Annotated in this window: 18 protein-coding genes; 10 read left to right on the top strand and 8 right to left on the bottom strand. The window is 64.0% G+C overall.

Annotated elements, in window-relative coordinates; genetic code table 11:
- Positions 1–10: 10 nt before the first annotated feature.
- Together mnmE and rho are read right to left on the bottom strand one after the other, a co-directional pair.
- Positions 11–1294, bottom strand: a complete 1284-nt coding sequence (gene mnmE / locus R2601_RS06910) for a tRNA uridine-5-carboxymethylaminomethyl(34) synthesis GTPase MnmE (RefSeq protein ID WP_040544445.1) — start codon at positions 1292–1294, stop codon at positions 11–13.
- A 19-nt stretch (positions 1295–1313) separates the two neighbouring features.
- The gene (gene rho / locus R2601_RS06905; protein ID WP_007795620.1) at positions 1314–2585 is read right to left on the bottom strand and encodes a transcription termination factor Rho; all 1272 of its coding nucleotides are present in this window, start codon (positions 2583–2585) and stop codon (positions 1314–1316) included.
- A 537-nt stretch (positions 2586–3122) separates the two neighbouring features.
- Between rho and R2601_RS06900 the strand changes: the two genes are divergently transcribed.
- Genes R2601_RS06900 through dnaQ form a run of 4 tightly spaced genes read left to right on the top strand, consistent with a single transcriptional unit; the run spans position 3123 to position 5821 of the window.
- Positions 3123–3722, top strand: a complete 600-nt coding sequence (locus R2601_RS06900; RefSeq protein WP_007795614.1) for a Maf family protein — start codon at positions 3123–3125, stop codon at positions 3720–3722.
- Positions 3719–4549, top strand: coding sequence for a shikimate dehydrogenase (locus R2601_RS06895; RefSeq protein ID WP_007795612.1), 831 nt, complete (start codon positions 3719–3721; stop codon positions 4547–4549). Before R2601_RS06900 ends, R2601_RS06895 begins: the two co-directional genes overlap by 4 nt.
- Entirely contained in the window at positions 4549–5139 is a 591-nt protein-coding gene (gene coaE / locus R2601_RS06890; protein ID WP_007795610.1) for a dephospho-CoA kinase, read from the top strand. The genes R2601_RS06895 and coaE overlap by 1 nt, the downstream gene beginning before the upstream one ends.
- Positions 5132–5821, top strand: a complete 690-nt coding sequence (dnaQ, locus tag R2601_RS06885; RefSeq protein WP_007795606.1) for a DNA polymerase III subunit epsilon — start codon at positions 5132–5134, stop codon at positions 5819–5821. The genes coaE and dnaQ overlap by 8 nt, the downstream gene beginning before the upstream one ends.
- 4 nt (positions 5822–5825) lie before the next feature.
- On the opposite strand, the gene secB is transcribed toward dnaQ, so the two are convergent.
- Both secB and R2601_RS06875 read right to left on the bottom strand, forming a co-directional pair.
- Positions 5826–6335: a protein-export chaperone SecB gene (gene secB, locus R2601_RS06880; RefSeq protein WP_007795604.1), complete on the bottom strand. Its 510-nt coding sequence runs from the start codon at positions 6333–6335 to the stop codon at positions 5826–5828.
- A gap of 57 nt (positions 6336–6392) precedes the next feature.
- Positions 6393–6944 carry an FxsA family protein gene (locus R2601_RS06875; RefSeq protein WP_007795601.1) on the bottom strand — a complete coding sequence of 184 codons (552 nt, stop codon included), beginning with the start codon at positions 6942–6944 and terminating at the stop codon, positions 6393–6395.
- Between the two features lie 103 nt (positions 6945–7047).
- On the opposite strand from R2601_RS06875, the gene R2601_RS06870 reads away from it, so the two are divergent.
- Genes R2601_RS06870 through R2601_RS06860 form a run of 3 tightly spaced genes read left to right on the top strand, consistent with a single transcriptional unit; the run spans position 7048 to position 9340 of the window.
- Entirely contained in the window at positions 7048–7707 is a 660-nt protein-coding gene (locus tag R2601_RS06870) for a Tim44/TimA family putative adaptor protein (RefSeq protein ID WP_007795599.1), read from the top strand.
- Positions 7707–8750, top strand: a complete 1044-nt coding sequence (gene mltA / locus R2601_RS06865) for a murein transglycosylase A (RefSeq protein ID WP_007795596.1) — start codon at positions 7707–7709, stop codon at positions 8748–8750. The genes R2601_RS06870 and mltA overlap by 1 nt, the downstream gene beginning before the upstream one ends.
- A complete protein-coding gene (locus R2601_RS06860; protein ID WP_040544443.1) occupies positions 8747–9340 on the top strand; it encodes a Smr/MutS family protein in 594 nt (197 codons plus the stop codon). Before mltA ends, R2601_RS06860 begins: the two co-directional genes overlap by 4 nt.
- A gap of 3 nt (positions 9341–9343) precedes the next feature.
- Here the strand turns inward: R2601_RS06860 and idi are convergent, their stop codons facing one another.
- Positions 9344–9865, bottom strand: coding sequence for an isopentenyl-diphosphate Delta-isomerase (idi, locus tag R2601_RS06855; protein ID WP_007795590.1), 522 nt, complete (start codon positions 9863–9865; stop codon positions 9344–9346).
- Positions 9866–10003: 138 nt separating this feature from the next.
- On the opposite strand from idi, the gene R2601_RS06850 reads away from it, so the two are divergent.
- Positions 10004–10432, top strand: a complete 429-nt coding sequence (locus tag R2601_RS06850) for a c-type cytochrome (RefSeq protein ID WP_007795588.1) — start codon at positions 10004–10006, stop codon at positions 10430–10432.
- 111 nt (positions 10433–10543) lie between these two features.
- On the opposite strand, the gene R2601_RS06845 is transcribed toward R2601_RS06850, so the two are convergent.
- Positions 10544–11662, bottom strand: a complete 1119-nt coding sequence (locus tag R2601_RS06845) for a polysaccharide biosynthesis/export family protein (protein ID WP_040544440.1) — start codon at positions 11660–11662, stop codon at positions 10544–10546.
- Between the two features lie 190 nt (positions 11663–11852).
- On the opposite strand from R2601_RS06845, the gene R2601_RS06840 reads away from it, so the two are divergent.
- Positions 11853–12464: a sugar transferase gene (locus R2601_RS06840; protein WP_007795584.1), complete on the top strand. Its 612-nt coding sequence runs from the start codon at positions 11853–11855 to the stop codon at positions 12462–12464.
- A gap of 10 nt (positions 12465–12474) precedes the next feature.
- Here the strand turns inward: R2601_RS06840 and R2601_RS06835 are convergent, their stop codons facing one another.
- Positions 12475–13164, bottom strand: coding sequence for a YjbF family lipoprotein (locus R2601_RS06835; protein WP_242533807.1), 690 nt, complete (start codon positions 13162–13164; stop codon positions 12475–12477).
- Positions 13143–15290 (bottom strand): YjbH domain-containing protein, encoded by a 2148-nt coding sequence (locus tag R2601_RS06830; protein WP_007795582.1) that lies wholly within the window; start codon positions 15288–15290, stop codon positions 13143–13145. Before R2601_RS06830 ends, R2601_RS06835 begins: the two co-directional genes overlap by 22 nt.
- Positions 15291–15502: 212 nt before the next feature.
- Here R2601_RS06830 and R2601_RS06825 point away from each other — a divergent pair, with 212 nt between their 5' ends.
- The gene (locus R2601_RS06825; RefSeq protein ID WP_007795579.1) at positions 15503–16336 is read left to right on the top strand and encodes a flagellar motor protein MotB; all 834 of its coding nucleotides are present in this window, start codon (positions 15503–15505) and stop codon (positions 16334–16336) included.
- The last annotated feature ends 96 nt before the right edge of the window (positions 16337–16432 follow it).

Here is a 16432-nt window from a genome sequence, read left to right as displayed (position 1 = left end):
GAAACACTCCTCACTTACCGATGCAGAAGCTTGAGAAGATCTCGTCTAGCAGATTCTCAACGTCGATGCGACCGATCAAAAGTTCGAGCGCGCGGATTGCCGCCCGAATCTCCTCGGCCGCCAGGTCGTAGCTGTCCGGACCGCGCGCAAGCAGCGATATGGCGTCTTCCAGCGCAATACGACCTTCAAGGAAGGCCACGCGATGACGCTCCCGCGTTGCCAGCCCCGCCGCCTGAACCTTGTCGGACAGGCGTTCGCCAATCTCGGAAATCAGCGCATCAAGCCCCTGCCCCGTCTTGGCAGAAATGCCCTCGGCCTCTCCGGCAAGATCAGCTTTGGAGCGCAACACGATGTCGCCGTCCGACACGTCAAAGTCCGGCATACCGCGTTCGTCGCTCAGGATCACCCGCAGATCAGAGGTCATGGCGCGATCACGCGCCCGCGCGATGCCAATCTGCTCGACGGGATCCTGCGTCTCCCGCAGCCCCGCCGTATCAAGAAGCGTCACCGGAAGCCCGGCAATCTCCATCCGCACTTCGATCACGTCGCGCGTGGTGCCGGCAATTTCCGAGGTGATGGCCGCGTCGCGACCTGCCAGCGCATTGAGCAAGCTCGACTTGCCGACATTCGGCGCCCCGACGATGGCAACCTCGAAACCGGTGCGGATCCGCTCGGCCCCGTCCATGCCACGAATTTCGCGATCCAGACCAGCGATGACACGCGCGAGAAATTCCCGAACCTCGCCGGAGACGTCGACCGGGACCTCTTCGTCGGCGAAATCGATGGTGACCTCAAGCAGAGACGCCGCGTGGACGAGATCGCGGCGCCAGTCTTCGACGCGCTCTCCCAACGCACCGGCAAAAACCCGGAGCGCTTGAACGCGCTGGCTTTCGGTCTCGGATTCGATGAGATCCGCCAGCGCTTCGACCTGGGTCAGATCCAGCCGGTCATTCTCAAGCGCGCGGCGGGTGAATTCGCCAGCCTCCGCCATGCGCAGCCCGTCCATCTCTTCGAGCTCGCGCAACACAGCGCGCTGAATGGCGACGCTGCCATGAACGTGGAATTCCGCGACAGCCTCGCCGGTAAAGCTCGCGCCCTTGGAAAAAAGCAGAACCAGCGCCTCGTCGAGCACTTGGCCGGCGCGGTCCTTCAACCGTCGCAGCACGGCCTCGCGCGGTTTCGGCAGTTCACCCGCCAATTGCTCCGCCGCCCGCCAGGCAGACGGGCCGGAAACACGGATGACCGCTACGCCGGCCTTAGCCGGCGCACTTGCAAGCGCAAAGATGGTGTCCAAACCTGCCTCCCGGCCGGCGTCAGCTGTTCATCGAGTCGAAGAATTCCGAGTTCGTCTTGGTCTGCTTGAGCTTCGAAAGCAGGAACTCGATGGCGTCGGTGGTGCCCATCGGGTTGAGGATCCGACGCAGCACGAAGGTCTTCTGCAGATCGACCTTGTCGATGAGCAGATCCTCTTTGCGGGTGCCCGACTTGAGGATGTCGATCGCCGGGAAGACGCGCTTGTCCGCGATCTTGCGATCCAGCACGACCTCCGAGTTGCCGGTGCCCTTGAATTCTTCGAAGATCACCTCGTCCATGCGGCTGCCGGTGTCGATCAGGGCGGTCGCGATGATGGTCAGCGAGCCACCTTCCTCGATGTTCCGCGCCGCGCCGAAGAAACGCTTCGGGCGCTGCAGCGCGTTGGCATCGACACCACCGGTCAGAACCTTGCCCGAAGACGGCACGACAGTGTTGAAGGCACGGCCAAGTCTTGTGATCGAGTCAAGAAGTATCACAACATCTCGTTTGTGTTCCACAAGGCGCTTGGCCTTTTCGATGACCATTTCCGACACTGCCACGTGGCGCGTCGCCGGTTCATCGAAGGTCGAGGAGACAACCTCGCCCTTCACCGACCGCTGCATGTCGGTGACTTCCTCGGGGCGTTCGTCGATCAGCAGGACGATCAGGAAGCACTCGGGATGGTTTTTCTCGATCGAGGTGGCGATGTTCTGCAGCAGAACCGTCTTACCGGTCCGCGGCGGCGCCACGATCAGCGAGCGCTGGCCCTTCCCGATCGGCGACACGAGGTCGATGATCCGGGCGGAGCGATCCTTGATGGTCGGATCCTCGATCTCCATCTTCAGCCGCTCATCTGGATAGAGCGGCGTCAGGTTATCGAAGGCAACCTTGTGACGGGCGCGCTCGGGATCTTCGAAGTTGATCTTCGAGACATCAACCAGAGCGAAGTAGCGCTCTTCGTTGTCTGGCGCGCGAATTTCGCCTTCGATGGTGTCGCCGGTGCGCAGCGAGTACTTCCGGATCATCTCAGGCGACACGTAGATGTCGTCGGGACCGGGCAGATAGTTCGCTTCCGGCGAGCGCAGGAAGCCAAAACCGTCCTGGAGCACCTCGAGAACCCCGTCACCGGACACTTCCCAGCCTTCATCCGCCCGCTCGCGCAGGATCTGGAACATCATCTCGCCCTTGCGCATGGTCGAGGCGTTCTCGATCTCGAGCTCCTCGGCCATCGAGAGCAGATCCTTGGGGCTCTGCGCCTTGAGGTCAGAGAGGTTGAGCGTTTCGCTGCTCATGCTGAATCCTTTCGGGCCAAGCGTATTCGTCGGCCTCAAAACTGTCTTTCTCTGGGAAGTGATCAGCCCGGACGGGCGTCGGACTCGGATTTAGCCATCGCGGCCCGATGAGTCAATCTTGCTGAGAGATCGAGGGCGTGAGGTGGGGGCCTCCCTTATCTCAAGAAAGAAAGAGAAAGGATGATTTTGGTTTAGGCCCCCTCGAGTCCGGTGGATTATTGAGTTCTCTCAAAGTTTTCCCGATCGGCACGGCCTGTGGATAAGATTGTGGGGCGCGATACGAGAAGTGCGCAAACTAAACGGAATTATCGTTCACAATCATAACCTTGTTTGAAATATACGGTCTTGGGAAAACTCTGGGACAGGCCGGGGAGCACGGGGTACATCCCCAAAGGCGAGTTATCCATGCCCACAGACTCAGGAATCACCTCGGGGCGCCGTGAAACGGCCGGGTTTTCCCCGTGCTTGCATGTCGGAGTGATTTTCCTCAGAACCATCCCCCGACAAGACCCCAAAGCTTTCGACAGGTTTTTCCACATGACTCTGCCGTTCATCCTGGCCTCCGGGTCCGAAATTCGGGCCGAGCTGCTGCGGAAAGCGGCGGTTCCGCACCGAATCGAGCCCGCGCGCGTTGATGAATCCGCCATCCGCGACTCACTGGCGGCCGAAGGTGCCTCGCCGCGCGACGTGGCGGACGCGCTGTCGGAGTATAAGGCGCGCCGCGTGTCGCAGAAGAACCCCGGCGCCTTCGTTCTGGGCTGCGATCAGGTCCTTGCGCTGGGAAGAGAGGTGTTCGCCAAGCCCGAAACGCCTGACGCGTGCCGCGAACAGCTCATCCGGCTGCGCGGGGAGCGTCATCACCTCTATTCCGGTGCCGTGATCTACCAGGACGGCGAGCCGATCTGGCGTCATGTGGGCGTCGCTCGTCTAGTGATGCGCGATTTCTCGGACGCCTATCTCGACGATTACATCGCCCGGAACTGGGACAGCGTGCGCCACTCGGTTGGTGGCTACAAGCTCGAGGAAGAGGGCGTGCGCCTCTTCGCCCGCATCGAGGGCGACCATTTCACCATTCTCGGGCTGCCGCTGCTCGAGCTCATCGCCTTTTTGCAGGCCCGGGAGATCATTGCCGCATGACCGACACGCGAATTCCACTGGCCGGGGTCATCGGGCACCCGGTTGCGCATTCCCGCTCGCCGCTTTTGCACGGCCACTGGCTCAAGACCTACGGGCTTCAGGGGCACTACATTCCGATGGATATCGCGCCGGACAAGCTCGAGACCGCGTTCCGCACCCTGCCCGATCTGGGCTTTGTCGGCGTCAACGTCACCATTCCCCACAAGGAGAAGGTGATGGAGATCGCGGATCTGGTCTCGGACCGGGCGACGCTGATCGGCGCGGCGAACACGATCATCTTCCGCAAGGACGGCAAGATCCACGCCGACAACACCGATGGCTACGGATTCATCGAGAACCTGCGCCAGGGCGCGCCGGGATGGGATCCGCAGGCCGGACCGGCGATGGTTCTGGGCGCAGGCGGGGCCGCGCGCGCGGTGATCGCCTCGTTGCTCGAGGTCGGCGTGCCCGAAATCCGCATCTCGAACCGCACCCGCAATCGTGCCGAGCAGCTGCGTGAGGAATTCGGCGCGCGGATCCGCGTTGTCGAATGGGTTCAGGCCGGAAACGCGATGGACGATGCGGCTCTGGTGGTGAACTCGACTTCGCTGGGCATGGTCGGCAAGCAGGAGCTGCGGGTGCCGCTCGACGGTTTGCAGCCCGGAACCGTGGTCACGGATCTGGTCTACACGCCGCTCGAAACCCGTCTCTTGCGGGTGGCACGCGAGCAGGGCTGCACCTGCGTCGACGGTCTGGGGATGCTGATCCATCAGGCGGTGCCCGGGTTCGAGCGTTGGTTCGGCAAGCGCCCAGAAGTCGACGACGCGACCCGCGCCGCGATCCTGTGATGCGCTTCCTTCTCGGTCTCACCGGCTCGATCGGCATGGGCAAATCAACGACGGCGGGCTTCTTTGCCGAGCAAGGCTGCGCCGTGTGGGATGCCGATGCGGCAGTGCATCGGCTTTATTCCGAAGGCGGCGCCGCGGTGGCGCCGATGCAGGCGGAGTTTCCTGGCGCGATCGAGGACGGTGCGATCTCGCGCGACCGGCTGCGCGAGATCATCGCCGAAGATCCGACCGCCCTGCCCCGGATCGAAGCCATCGTGCACCCGTTGGTGCAGAAGGACCGCGCCGATTTCATCGCCGCGCATCCCGCCCGTATCGTGGTGCTTGACGTGCCGCTGCTCTTCGAGACCGGCGGGGATGCCGCGATGGATGCAGTCGCATGCGTCTCGATCCCGCCCGATCTTCAACGCGAGCGGGTTATGGCGCGCGGCAGTATGAGTGCCGAGGATCTCGAGCGGATCCTTGCGCGGCAGATGCCGAATGATGAAAAATCCGCCCGGGCGGATTATGTCATCGAAACCGACACGTTTGAGCACGCCAAGGCTCAGGTGCAGGCTGTGATGCAGGATATCGAAAGGCGGCGACATGCGTGAGATCGTACTCGACACCGAAACCACCGGTTTCGAGCCGGAGACCGGCGACCGGATCGTCGAGATCGGCGCGGTGGAGCTCTACAATCACGTGCCCACCGGCGAGACCTACCACCAATACATCAATCCCGAACGCTCGATGCCGCAGGAGGCGTTCGAGGTGCACGGGCTGGGCGACGATTTCCTGCGTGACAAGCCGCTTTTCGCGCAGATCGTCGACGAGTTTCTCGAATTCATCGGGGACTCGAAGCTGGTGATCCACAATGCCACCTTCGACGTCAAATTCCTCAACGCCGAGCTCGGCTGGTCGAAGCGCCCTCTCCTGCCGAAGGATTGCGCCGTCGACACGCTCGCCATCGCAAGGCGCAAGTTTCCCGGCTCGCCGGCTTCGCTCGACGCGCTCTGCCGGCGGTTCGGCATCGACAACTCGTCGCGGACGCTGCACGGCGCGCTGCTGGACAGTGAGATCCTGGCCGATGTCTATCTCGAGCTGATCGGCGGCAAGCAGCCCGATCTGGTTCTCAGCCCGGTGCGCCAGGGCGGCGGATCCGATGGCGGCGATGACAACTGGCGTCCGCAGCGCCGGCCGGAGCCGCTGTCGCCGCGGATCACCGACGAAGAAAAGGCGGCTCACGCCGCCTTTGTCGAGAAACTCGGAGAGGCCGCGCTCTGGTCGCGCGGCTGAGCGATCAGGCGTCGAGCTTCTGCTCGCCGCTGGCCGCGGCCTGCTGACGGCGCGCGATCTCGTTGCGATAGAGCGCGACGAAATCGATCATCTCGAGGTTCAGCGGCGGGAAACCACCGTCGCGGGTCACGTCCGAGACGATGCGGCGCGCGAAGGGGAAGATCATCCGCGGGCATTCGATCAGCAGGAACGGGTGCAGCTGCTCTTCCGGGACGTTTTCGATGTGGAACACGCCGGCATAGTCCATTTCGAGGATGAACAGCATCGCGTCGCTGCCCTTGGACTTCGACTCGACCTTCAGCTTGAGGATGACCTCGTACTGGTTCTCGGCCGAACGCTTCTTGGCGTCGAGGTTCACCTGAACCTGAACGTCGGGCTGCACTTCGCCGTTGCTGCCCTTCTGGGCAAGGATGTTCTCGAACGACAGGTCACGCACGAACTGTGCGAGAACGTTCATCTTCACCGGTGCTTGCTGCGCCCCGGCCTCACCATTCTGGGTGGCTTCTTCTGCCATGATGTCTCACTCCTCGAAGCAGGTTTGGGTATGCAATAGCAGCCCCGTGTCGGTGCCTCAATGCTTCGTCCAGCCAGACCCGGGGTGATTTGGCTTCTTGTCTTGCCCGACTTCCGTAAATTCGCCGTCAATGACGTCGCCTTGCGGAGAATGCTTGGGATTTTGTCGTGCATCTGGTCGTGGGCCGGCCTGCGGGCCATGCTGGGGACCGGGCCGCGGGCCGGGTTGCGGGCCCGGACGGCCGCCCATCTCGAAGCGGGTCACGCTCACCCGGCGCGAGATGTAGGTCAGCACCATCTTGCGGAAGGCCGGCGTCAGCAGCGCGAAGCCCACCGCGTCGGTGAAGAAGCCCGGCGTCAGCAGCAGCGCACCTGCGAGCAGGATCATCGCACCGTGGGCCAGAGGCGTGGTCGGATCCTCGAGCCGCGAGAACGAGCCCTGAAGATCGCCCATTGCCCGCAGCCCCTGAGAGCGCACCAGCCAGGTGCCGATCACCGCGGTGATGACGACGATGGCCAGCGTCGGAAACAGGCCGATCAGCCCTCCGACCTGGATGAACAATCCGATTTCGATCAGCGGCACGAGCAAAAATGCCAGAAAAAGCCACATATGCGGTCTCCCTTGCGGTTGGGGGCCGGTAGACTTGCCGGGACCCAGCCCCTACATAGGATTGCAACAACAAAACTTCCACGTTTGCGCGCATGAGGTGCCGATGAATACGCCGATCGTCCAGCTTCTGGTCCTTGCCGGGATCGCGATCTTCCTGATCCTGCGGTTGCGCAGCGTTCTGGGAACGCGTGACGGCTTCGAGAAGCCCGAATCCCCCTCGCCCAGCCGCCGCGATGACACCGCGCGCGACTTCGAGGTCATCGAAGGGGGTCCCGATCACGATATCATCGATCACGTTCCCGAGAACAGCCCCGCCGCCGAGGCGCTGGCCAAGATGAAACGCGCCGAGCCCTCTTTTGGTGTGGGCGAGTTCCTCTCGGGCGCACGCGGCGCCTACGAGATGATCCTGATGGGCTTCGACAATGGCGAGATCGAGGATCTCAAGCCGTTCCTGTCGGACGAGATCTACGAGACCTTCAGCGACGTGATCGAGCAGCGCGCCCAGCAGGGCCTGACCATCGAGGCGCAATTCGTCGGCGTGCGCGAGCTGTCGCTGGTGGATGCGACCTTCGACGACACCGAGCGTCTGGCCGAGATTACCGTGAAATATGTCGGCGAGCTGACTTCGGTGGTGAAGAACGCCGCCGGCGAGGTGATCGAGGGCAGCCCGACCGCGGTGAAACGCCAGAAGGATGTCTGGACCTATGCCCGCCGCATGGGCAGCGACGATCCCAACTGGCAGCTGGTCGCGACCGACGAATAATGCGACAGGCGATCCGTGCCGCGATCCTCGCCGGCATGGCACTGGCAGGCACCATGAGCGCGGCGGACACAGACACCACATACCGGATTCTCGAGTTCTCGGATCTCGACGGCTGGGCGGCGGACGATCACTCCGCCGCCCTTTCGGTGTTTCTGGAGACCTGCGGCGACCTCGACGAACCCGATTGGCGCAGCCTCTGCGCAGTGGCGCGCGAGACCGAGGACGCGAAGGATTTCTTCGAGCTGTTCTTTCGCCCGGTGCAGATCTCGGATGGCAGGGACGGTCTGTTCACCGGCTATTTCGAGCCCGAGCTTGACGGATCGCTGACCCCGACGCCGCGCTATCGCTACCCGATCTACCGCATGCCGCCCGAGGCGGCGGAGACCCGGCCCTGGCTCGACCGGCGCGAGATCCTCTCGACCGACGTGATGCAGGATCGCGGGCTGGAAATCGCCTGGGTCGACGATCCGGTCGAGCTGTTCTTCCTGCAGGTGCAGGGCTCGGGCCGTATCCGGCTGGCAGACGGGCGGCATCTGCGGGTCGGCTATGGCGGCGCCAACGGCCACCCCTACCGCTCGATCGGCAAGGAACTGATTCGCCGCGGGACCTTCGATCCGCATCAGGTCTCGGCGCAGGTGATCAAGAACTGGGTGCGCAGCAACCCGTTCGATGGCGAGGACCTGCTTTTTCACAATCCGTCCTACGTGTTCTTCCGCGAGGTCAGCGAAGTGCCCGCCGAGCGCGGACCGCTGGGCGCGATGAACCGCTCGATCACCACGATGCGCAGCATTGCGGTCGATCCCGCCTACACCCCGCTGGGTGCGCCGGTCTGGATCGAAAAGGCCGGGGCCGAGCCGCTGCACCGGTTGATGATCGCGCAGGATACCGGCTCGGCGATCAAGGGCGCGCAGCGGGCCGACATCTTTTTCGGCACCGGCGATGCGGCGGGCCGCCGGGCGGGCGAGATCATGGATCCGGGCCGCCTCGTGGTGCTCTTGCCGATCCAGCGCGCCTACGCGCTGCTGCCGGAATCGGTGCTATGAGGAAGCGTCGGCTAAGACCGGAGGAACTGGAGCTGTGGCAGCAGGTGGCACGGTCCGCCGAGCGCCTGCCGGGCCAGAAGCCGCTGCCGGATCCGGATGAGGCCGAGAGCAGGCTCCCGCCGCGCAAGTCCCCGCCGCCCAGAGACCCCCTGCCCGCCTTCGATCTCGGCAGCCGGTCTCAGCCTTCGCCCGAGCATCACGATTTCCTCGGCACCACGTCGGATCGGCTGTCGCGCGACCCTGTGCGCATGGATTCCAAGGCCTTCACGCGGATGAAGCGTGGCAAGCTGGTGCCCGAGGCCCGCATCGACCTGCATGGCATGACCATCGATCAGGCCCATCCCGAGCTGATCCGCTTCATCCTGACCTCGCAGACCCGTGGTCTGCGGCTGGTGCTGGTGATCACCGGCAAGGGCATGCGCGAGGATCCGCACGATCCGATGCCGCGCCGGCGCGGCGTGTTGAAGACGCAGGTGCCGCAATGGCTGCGTCTGCCGGCGGCGGCGCAGGCGGTGCTTCAGGTCTCCGAGGCGCATAACAGGCATGGCGGCTCGGGCGCCTATTACGTCTACCTGCGCAAGCGCCGCTGAGGATCAGAGATCCGCGAGGATCTGCTCGGAGTGCTCTTCGAGATAGATCCGCAGCCATGGGGTGAAGCGCGCGGCATCGTCGTGCGTCTGCCGGTGAAGCTCGTCGAGCGGGACCCATGCGGTGTCCATGACCTCGTCCGGGTTCGGCGCGACCTCGAGCCCCTTGGGGGCGTATCCAACGAAGATATCGACCAGCTCGTGTTCGATCATGCCACCACCGACATCGGCGCGGTACTCGACCTGCCCGCGCGGGGCGAGCGTGACGCCTTCGATCCCCAGTTCTTCGCGCAGCCGGCGGGTTGCGCAGTCGAGCGGGCTTTCGTCCCAGTGCGGATGGGTACAGCAGGTGTTCGCCCAGAGACCCGGCGTGTGATACTTTCCAAGCGCCCGGCGCTGGATCAGCACCGTGTCGCCACGCAGCAGGAACACCGAGACGGCCTTGTGCCGCAGGCCCCTGAGATGTGCCTCGAGCTTGTCGATCGGCGTCAGCGTGCCGTCGACCCATGCGGGGATGTCGTTGGTCATGGGCTTCTTTCCAACGCCGCGCCGATGGCGTCAAGCTGGCACTGCCATTTGGTCGCATGTGACCGGTCGGGCTATTGTTGAGCTCTGCAAGCCTGCGCTAGGTTTTTGTCTGGACATACGTCACGGGAGACAAAATCCATGAAACTCAAGATAGCCACGGCCATTGCCGCAGTGACTCTTGCAGGCAGCGCAGTCGCTCAGGAGGCGGGCGACGCGGCTGCCGGCGAAGACCTGTTCGGCAAGCGCTGCCGCTCATGCCACATGATCGTCGACGATGCCGGCGAAACCATCGTCAGGGGCGGCCGCACCGGACCGAACCTCTACGGCATCATCGGCAGCGAGGCCGGCGCGGTCGAGGATTTCCGCTACAAGAAATCCATCGAAGAGGCCCGCGAGAAGGGTCTGGTCTGGGATGAGGCCTCGTTCGAGGCCTACGTTCAGGATCCGACCGGCTTCCTGCGCGAGTATCTCGACGACAGCGGCGCGCGCTCGGGCATGACCTTCAAGCTTCGCGAGGGCGCGGCTGACGTCTATGCCTATCTCGCCTCGCTCGGCGGCGACATGTAAACTTCGCGAAACCTTTGCCGTCGGCTGGAGTCAGGACCGCCGCTTGGCAGCACAACGAAGAAAGGGCGCATCCGCGGATGCGCCCTTTTACATTTCCAGCGGGCCGAGGCGTCAGCCGCCGAGTGTGCTGAGGTCCTGGGTCAGGCCGAAGGCGGTGCCGATCAGCGAGAACAGGGTCCGCGCCTGGCTCAGCGGTGCTTCGGTGGCGAGCACGGTGTCGCCGGGATTGATCCGGAACTTGCGTGCCGCGAAGAGCCCGTCGGCCGAGGTCAGGTCGAAGGCGAAGACGACCTGCTGCATGCTCGGTGCGCTGCCATCGGAGCGCAGCTGGTGCACGTCGTACTCGCGCAGGATCAGCACGCCCTGCGGGTCGGCGCGGGAATCCGCGAGACCGCCGACAAGGGCCACCGATTCGATGGCGCTGAGATCATCCTTGGGGAAATCGATCAGCGCTTCGACTCCCGATGCGCCGATCGCCGAGAAGGTCTTGCGGTCTTCCTCGATGATGACCGTGTCGCCTGGCATCAGCAGCGTGTTGCGGGTGCCGTTCTCGAGCAGGTCCTCGATCGAGGTCTCGTAGGTGGTGCCGCTGCGCAGCAGGCGGACCCGGGGATTGTTCAGGCTGGGGCTGACCCCGCCGCCATCCGCGATCAGCCCGAGGATCTTGTAGTTGCGCGACGGCATCGGATAGGCGCCCGGGCTGTTGACCCCGCCGACCAGTTCGACCGAGTTGCTGCGCCCCTGTTGCAGGCTCAGCTGAACCTGCGCCGAGGGCGCGATCTGGATCAGCTTCTCCTGAATGCGGGCGCGGGCGGATTGCGGCGACAGCCCGCGAACGAAGACCTCGTCGACATACGGCACGAAGACCGCGCCGTTCGGGCCGACCTCGACGCCGTTCAAGGAGGCGGATTTCTCGGCGGCACCGGTCAGCAGCGAGTTCTCCTGGCTGTCCCAGATCACGATGTTGAGCTTGTCGCCAGTCTGGATCACGCTGGAATTGGCGCCTTGCGAGGTGCCTGGCCAGGGGTAGTCGTTCTTCCAGCCCGTGCGCGGCCAGCTGGCGATCATCGGAAGGTTCGAACGGGTGACGCGGAGCGCCTGAAACGTCGGGTTTTCAACGTTGTATTCGCTGACGATCTCGGCCTGCAGGGCAGCGCCGCGCGGAAGTTGCGAGCAGGCCGCGGCTACCAGTGCCAGCAGCACGGCGAGAATGATGTGTGGTCTCGGCAATACAGGCTCCCTCGGAAAACCTTTGGTCGTCTCTCGGATCTTCTTAGCGTTTCGGCCCGATGCTAGACAATCTTCTATCCTCGAAAACGTTCTTCGGACAGGCCATCGTGACAGTTTCAGCGCTCCGCTCGGCCGACAGGCAAAATCCTTCCGATCGCGAGGGCCTTCGGTCAGCAACGGAGTGGGTGTTTTGAGTGTTGCCAAGCGTTCGGTCGACATCGGCCTTGCGGTCCTGTTGATCGTGATCCTGTCCCCGGTGATCGTGATCATCGCCCTGATCATCCTCTGGCGTGATGGTGCGCCGGTCCTTTACCTTTCCGAACGCATGAAGACCCCGGACGAGGGCTTTCTGCTTTGGAAGTTCCGCACCATGACAAGCGACAGACATGACAGCGGCGTGTCGGGCGGCGACAAGACGAACCGGATCACGGCCACCGGACGGGTTCTGCGGCGCTACCGGCTGGACGAACTGCCGCAGCTCTGGAACATCCTGCGCGGCGATATAAGCTTCGTCGGCCCGCGACCGCCGCTGCGCCGCTACACCGAGATGTTTCCCGAGCTCTACGCCGACGTGCTGAGATCGCGCCCGGGGGTCACCGGGCTTGCCACGCTGGCCTTTCACCGGACCGAAGAGCGGTTGCTGGCCGAGTGCCGGAGCAAGGAAGAGACCGAAGCGGTCTATTGCCGGCGCTGCGTACCGCGCAAGGCCCGGCTCGACCTGATCTACGCCCGCCGGCGCAGTCTCTGCTTTGATGCGCGGTTAATGCTGGCGACGGTCATCCGACGCCTGCCGCTGCACTGAGCGCAGCGGTTCAGCGCTGAAGCATCTGCATCGCGACGTAGCCGAGATTCTCGCCCAGCCATTGCCGCGAAGCGAGGATCTCTCCGCTGCCCGACACCTTGTAGTAATCAACGAAGGGCGGGCCGTCGGGGCTTTCGCAGGCCGCGACCATCTCGGTCGCCCGGTCCTGAACGAGACCGATCGAGACATCAACCGTGGCGTCGGGCTCGACACCGCAGCGATAGGTGACCACCTCGGTGACATCCTCGGGGGTGAGATAACGCTGGATATAGCTGACCTGGCCGGCGCGGCGCGCCCTTATCAGGTCCAGTAGCGCCTCTTCCTCCGTCGACATCAGGTCGCCGCTCAGACCGCGGGTGCCGGTGATCATGCCGTGCCGCATGGTGACGGATTGGCGATCCGGGTTGGCGAATGTCTCGTAGGGACCGTTCTGTTCGATCCGGATCAGAAGCGCCTGCGATCCGCGGTCGGGAACCCCCAGGAAAGCGACGGGAAGGTCCGTCGCCGAGAGCGTCTGCACGATCGCCTGAGGGGTGATTTCGCCGTTGGCCTCCTGCTGGCGCAGCGAGGTCGGCACGATCGATTGCACCGGAAACTCGAAATAGGGGTCGTTGCTGCAGCCGGTCAGGACCGACGCCAGTGCGAGCAGGCCGATGCGGGGAAGGGTGGTGCGCAGGTTCATCGCCAGAATCGTCCCCAAGTGTTGCTCACGTCCGGTTCATGCCAGGTGCGGACTTGATCGTAGAGCCGCGACGAGACGTCGAGGCGGGCGCCGCCGTCGCGCTGAAGCGAGCGAATGGTTTGACGGCTCAGGGTTCGGGACGGGCGGCTGGTGCCGGCGCTCAGCGGGATCGTCAGCATGATGCCCTTGTCGAACGAGCCTTCGCCGAACTCTTCTTCGGTGACATCGGTGAAGGTGGCGAAGGCGCCGACGCTCCAGCCGTTTGCAAACTCGCGCGTCAGAGTGAAGGTGGCGCCGTAATCGCCGGCCAGGTAGCGGCCGACATCGACCTGTCCGTGAAAGCCGTTGCCGAAGGCGTAGTAGCCCGAGACGTGACCGTTCACATCCGGGATCTCGCGCTCGATGCCCGAAACCGGATCGACGGTGACGTTTTCCTCCAGACCGAACAGCCCGTCATAGGCCCGGCGCCGCACGTAGTTGAGCTCGGCGCCGAAGGCGAGACGGCTGTCGGCCGGCTTCCACAGGACTTCGCCCGACACGCCGGCATACATCCGTTCGAGATAGCCAACGGAAACGCGGCTGTAGAGCTCGGGGGCAGGGCGCCCGTAGAGCTCCAGCGTCAGGTACCTGATGAAGGGATCGCCTTCATCGGCGTAGAGCCGATAGTCGGTGCGGACGCGCGGCAGGAGGCTTTCGGATTCGCGGCTGATCTCGTCGAGATTGCCGATCACGCGCTTTCGCAATTCACCGGAAAGCACGACGTTGCGGCGGATTTCGTAGCTCGCGGCCACCCGTGCGCCGACATCGATGCGCAGGGGCATGTCCGGGTCGAAGCCCGAGTAATCGAAGTAGGGCGCCACCACCCAGTTGAACCGGGGAAAGGTGACCAGATCCTCCGGCGTGCCGCGTCCGTAGGCGTCGGTGATGCTGGTCCGTGCCAGCATCTCGACCGCGGCGTCATTCTCGAGCGCCTCGAGATCGCTGCGTTTCATCGTGACCGCCGACATGGGAATGCCATTCTCGGTCGGGACGATGATGAATTCCTCCACCGAGTCCGGCAGGGTCCGTGACATCACCCGTGCGGTGCGGCCGATTGCCTGCGCGGGGGCGCCATAGGTCGGATTGCGCAGCCAGACCGTCGCACTGCGCGGCCGGAGCTCGACATTCACAAGCTCGAGCTTCTCGCGCGAGAGGTTTGTCGTCATGCGCTGTTCGATACTGCGCTCGGTGGCCTCGAGATCGGCGGTCCAGCCCAAGTCGGAGGCGCTGCCCGATGCGCGCCGCTTGACCGGAACGCCGGCCACCTCGATCCCGCCCGGAATGCCGGAGGTCTTCGGGTTCGTGGGGAAGGTCAGCTGAAGGCCGAGCGTGTCTCCGTAGGCGTAATAGAGCCCAAGCTGGGCGTCGTTGTCGAACCGGTACTGAGCCCCGAAGCTGTAGGGAGACTTGTGCTCGAACCCGCCGCGCGCGCTTTCGAGCGTGTAAGCGTCAGAGGAATACTCGAGCTCGAAGGTGAGTTTGTCGTTCGGAGACCAGCTGATGCCGCCGAAGGCGCCGACATCGCCGCGGAACCAGCGATCGTAGGTCGGCACACCGCCTTCGCCCAGGATCACCTCGGAGCGCTCGCCGATGGTGGTGAAGGAATTGTAGCTGCCAAGCCGGCCCCAGCCAAGGCCGCCCGTCACCCTCAGCCCGGGCGCAAGGGCCTTGGTGGCAACGATATATTCACCGCCATAGAGACCGGTGCCGACGAAGTCCTGCAGGCCGATGGCGACCGCGGGACGAAGCCGGGTCTCTCGCAGAAGCTGCACGCGGACGTCGAAGCTGCGGTCGTAGTAAACGCCGTCGACACTCGAGGGGTCGTCGAAGTTCTCGATCCCGGCGTAGCGGAAGGTCCCGCTCAGCCACGGCGTGATCTGAAACGAGAATGCCGCCCGGTTGCTGTCACCGATGCGGCCGTAGGTAAGGCCGATCGTGGCGTCAGGGGCCATCTCGGCGGTCGGCATGTCGATCAGGCCGGGGGAGCCATAGGTGTTGTAGCTCGGGATCGTCTCGGATTGTGCGGAGCTGGTCAGAAGGAACGCCGCCCCCGCCGTCGCCAGCGCGCCGACGCGCTTTGCCCGATGTGATGATACCGCCGCCATAAAGCCGACCCCGTGTCTCGAAAGGTTTCTTGGACCTACAGCTATTCGGAAACCGCGATCCTGTCTATCGGCGGTAGAGAGGGCGTCTCTGCATGTGGGATTCTCGGCACGTCCCTGCCGGCAGGATGCGTCGAGAGTTTTAAATGTTAAGGCAGGCGTAACCGCTGCACCGCTAGACCGCTCTTCGGGGTGAAATACGAAGGTGGTGGAACATGGCGGTCGACAGCAGTGTCGCGCCGGTCATCATCAAGAGGAAGAAGGTTTCGGGCGGTGACGGGCATCACGGCGGCGCATGGAAGGTCGCCTATGCCGATTTCGTCACCGCGATGATGGCCTTCTTCATGTTGATGTGGCTGCTGAATGCGACAACGGAAAAACAGCGCAAGGGGCTTGCGGACTACTTCAGCCCAACCATCGCGATCAGCCGGGTTTCCGGTGGCGGCGATGGCAGTCTCGGTGGGGACAGCATCTTCTCCGAGAACACGTTGCCACGGGTCGGAACCGGCGCCACGAGCCTGAGGCCGACCTCGCAACATGCCGCGCGCGGCGCATCGGACCCGGGCGAGGCCGACGAGATCGGCGCGCAGGACGAGGCGCTGGAAGCGGTTGAGGATCTGCTCATGGGGCGTGGCGGCGAAAGCATGATCAGCGACACGCTGATGCGCCATATCGTGACCCGCGTCACCGATGAGGGGCTCGTGGTCGAGCTTTTTGCAACCGAGGAGGCGCCGCTCTTCGACGCCCAGGGCGCCCCGACCGAGCTGCTGCGCGCGCTCTCCGGCGTGATCGCGGGGGTCTCGGACATGGTGACCAATCCGCTTGCGATCGAGGGCCATGTCGGGGCCTATCCGATCGTTCTCGCGCGCGATCCCTCCTGGGAGGTTTCGACCCGACATGCCGACCGGTTCCGCGAGTTGCTGCTTGCGGACGGGCTGTCAAAGGCCCGGATCAACCGGGTCACCGCGCATGCCGACCGTGAACCGGCCAAGAACAACCCGATGGACCCGCGCAACACGCGGCTCGAGATCATCTTTCTGCGCAGCTGACCGCGGGCGGATATGCGGCGGATTTTAGCTGTTAGCTCCGGGTTAAGTCCGTGCCGTTAGGTCTGGTGGCGAGTTCTTCGAAGGTGACAGCAGAAA

The organism is Salipiger bermudensis HTCC2601 (assembly GCF_000153725.1).
GTDB classification, from domain to species: Bacteria; Pseudomonadota; Alphaproteobacteria; order Rhodobacterales; family Rhodobacteraceae; genus Salipiger; species Salipiger bermudensis.
The sequence above is the reverse complement of the archived record's forward strand: the minus strand, read 5'-3'. Positions and strand labels throughout refer to the sequence as shown.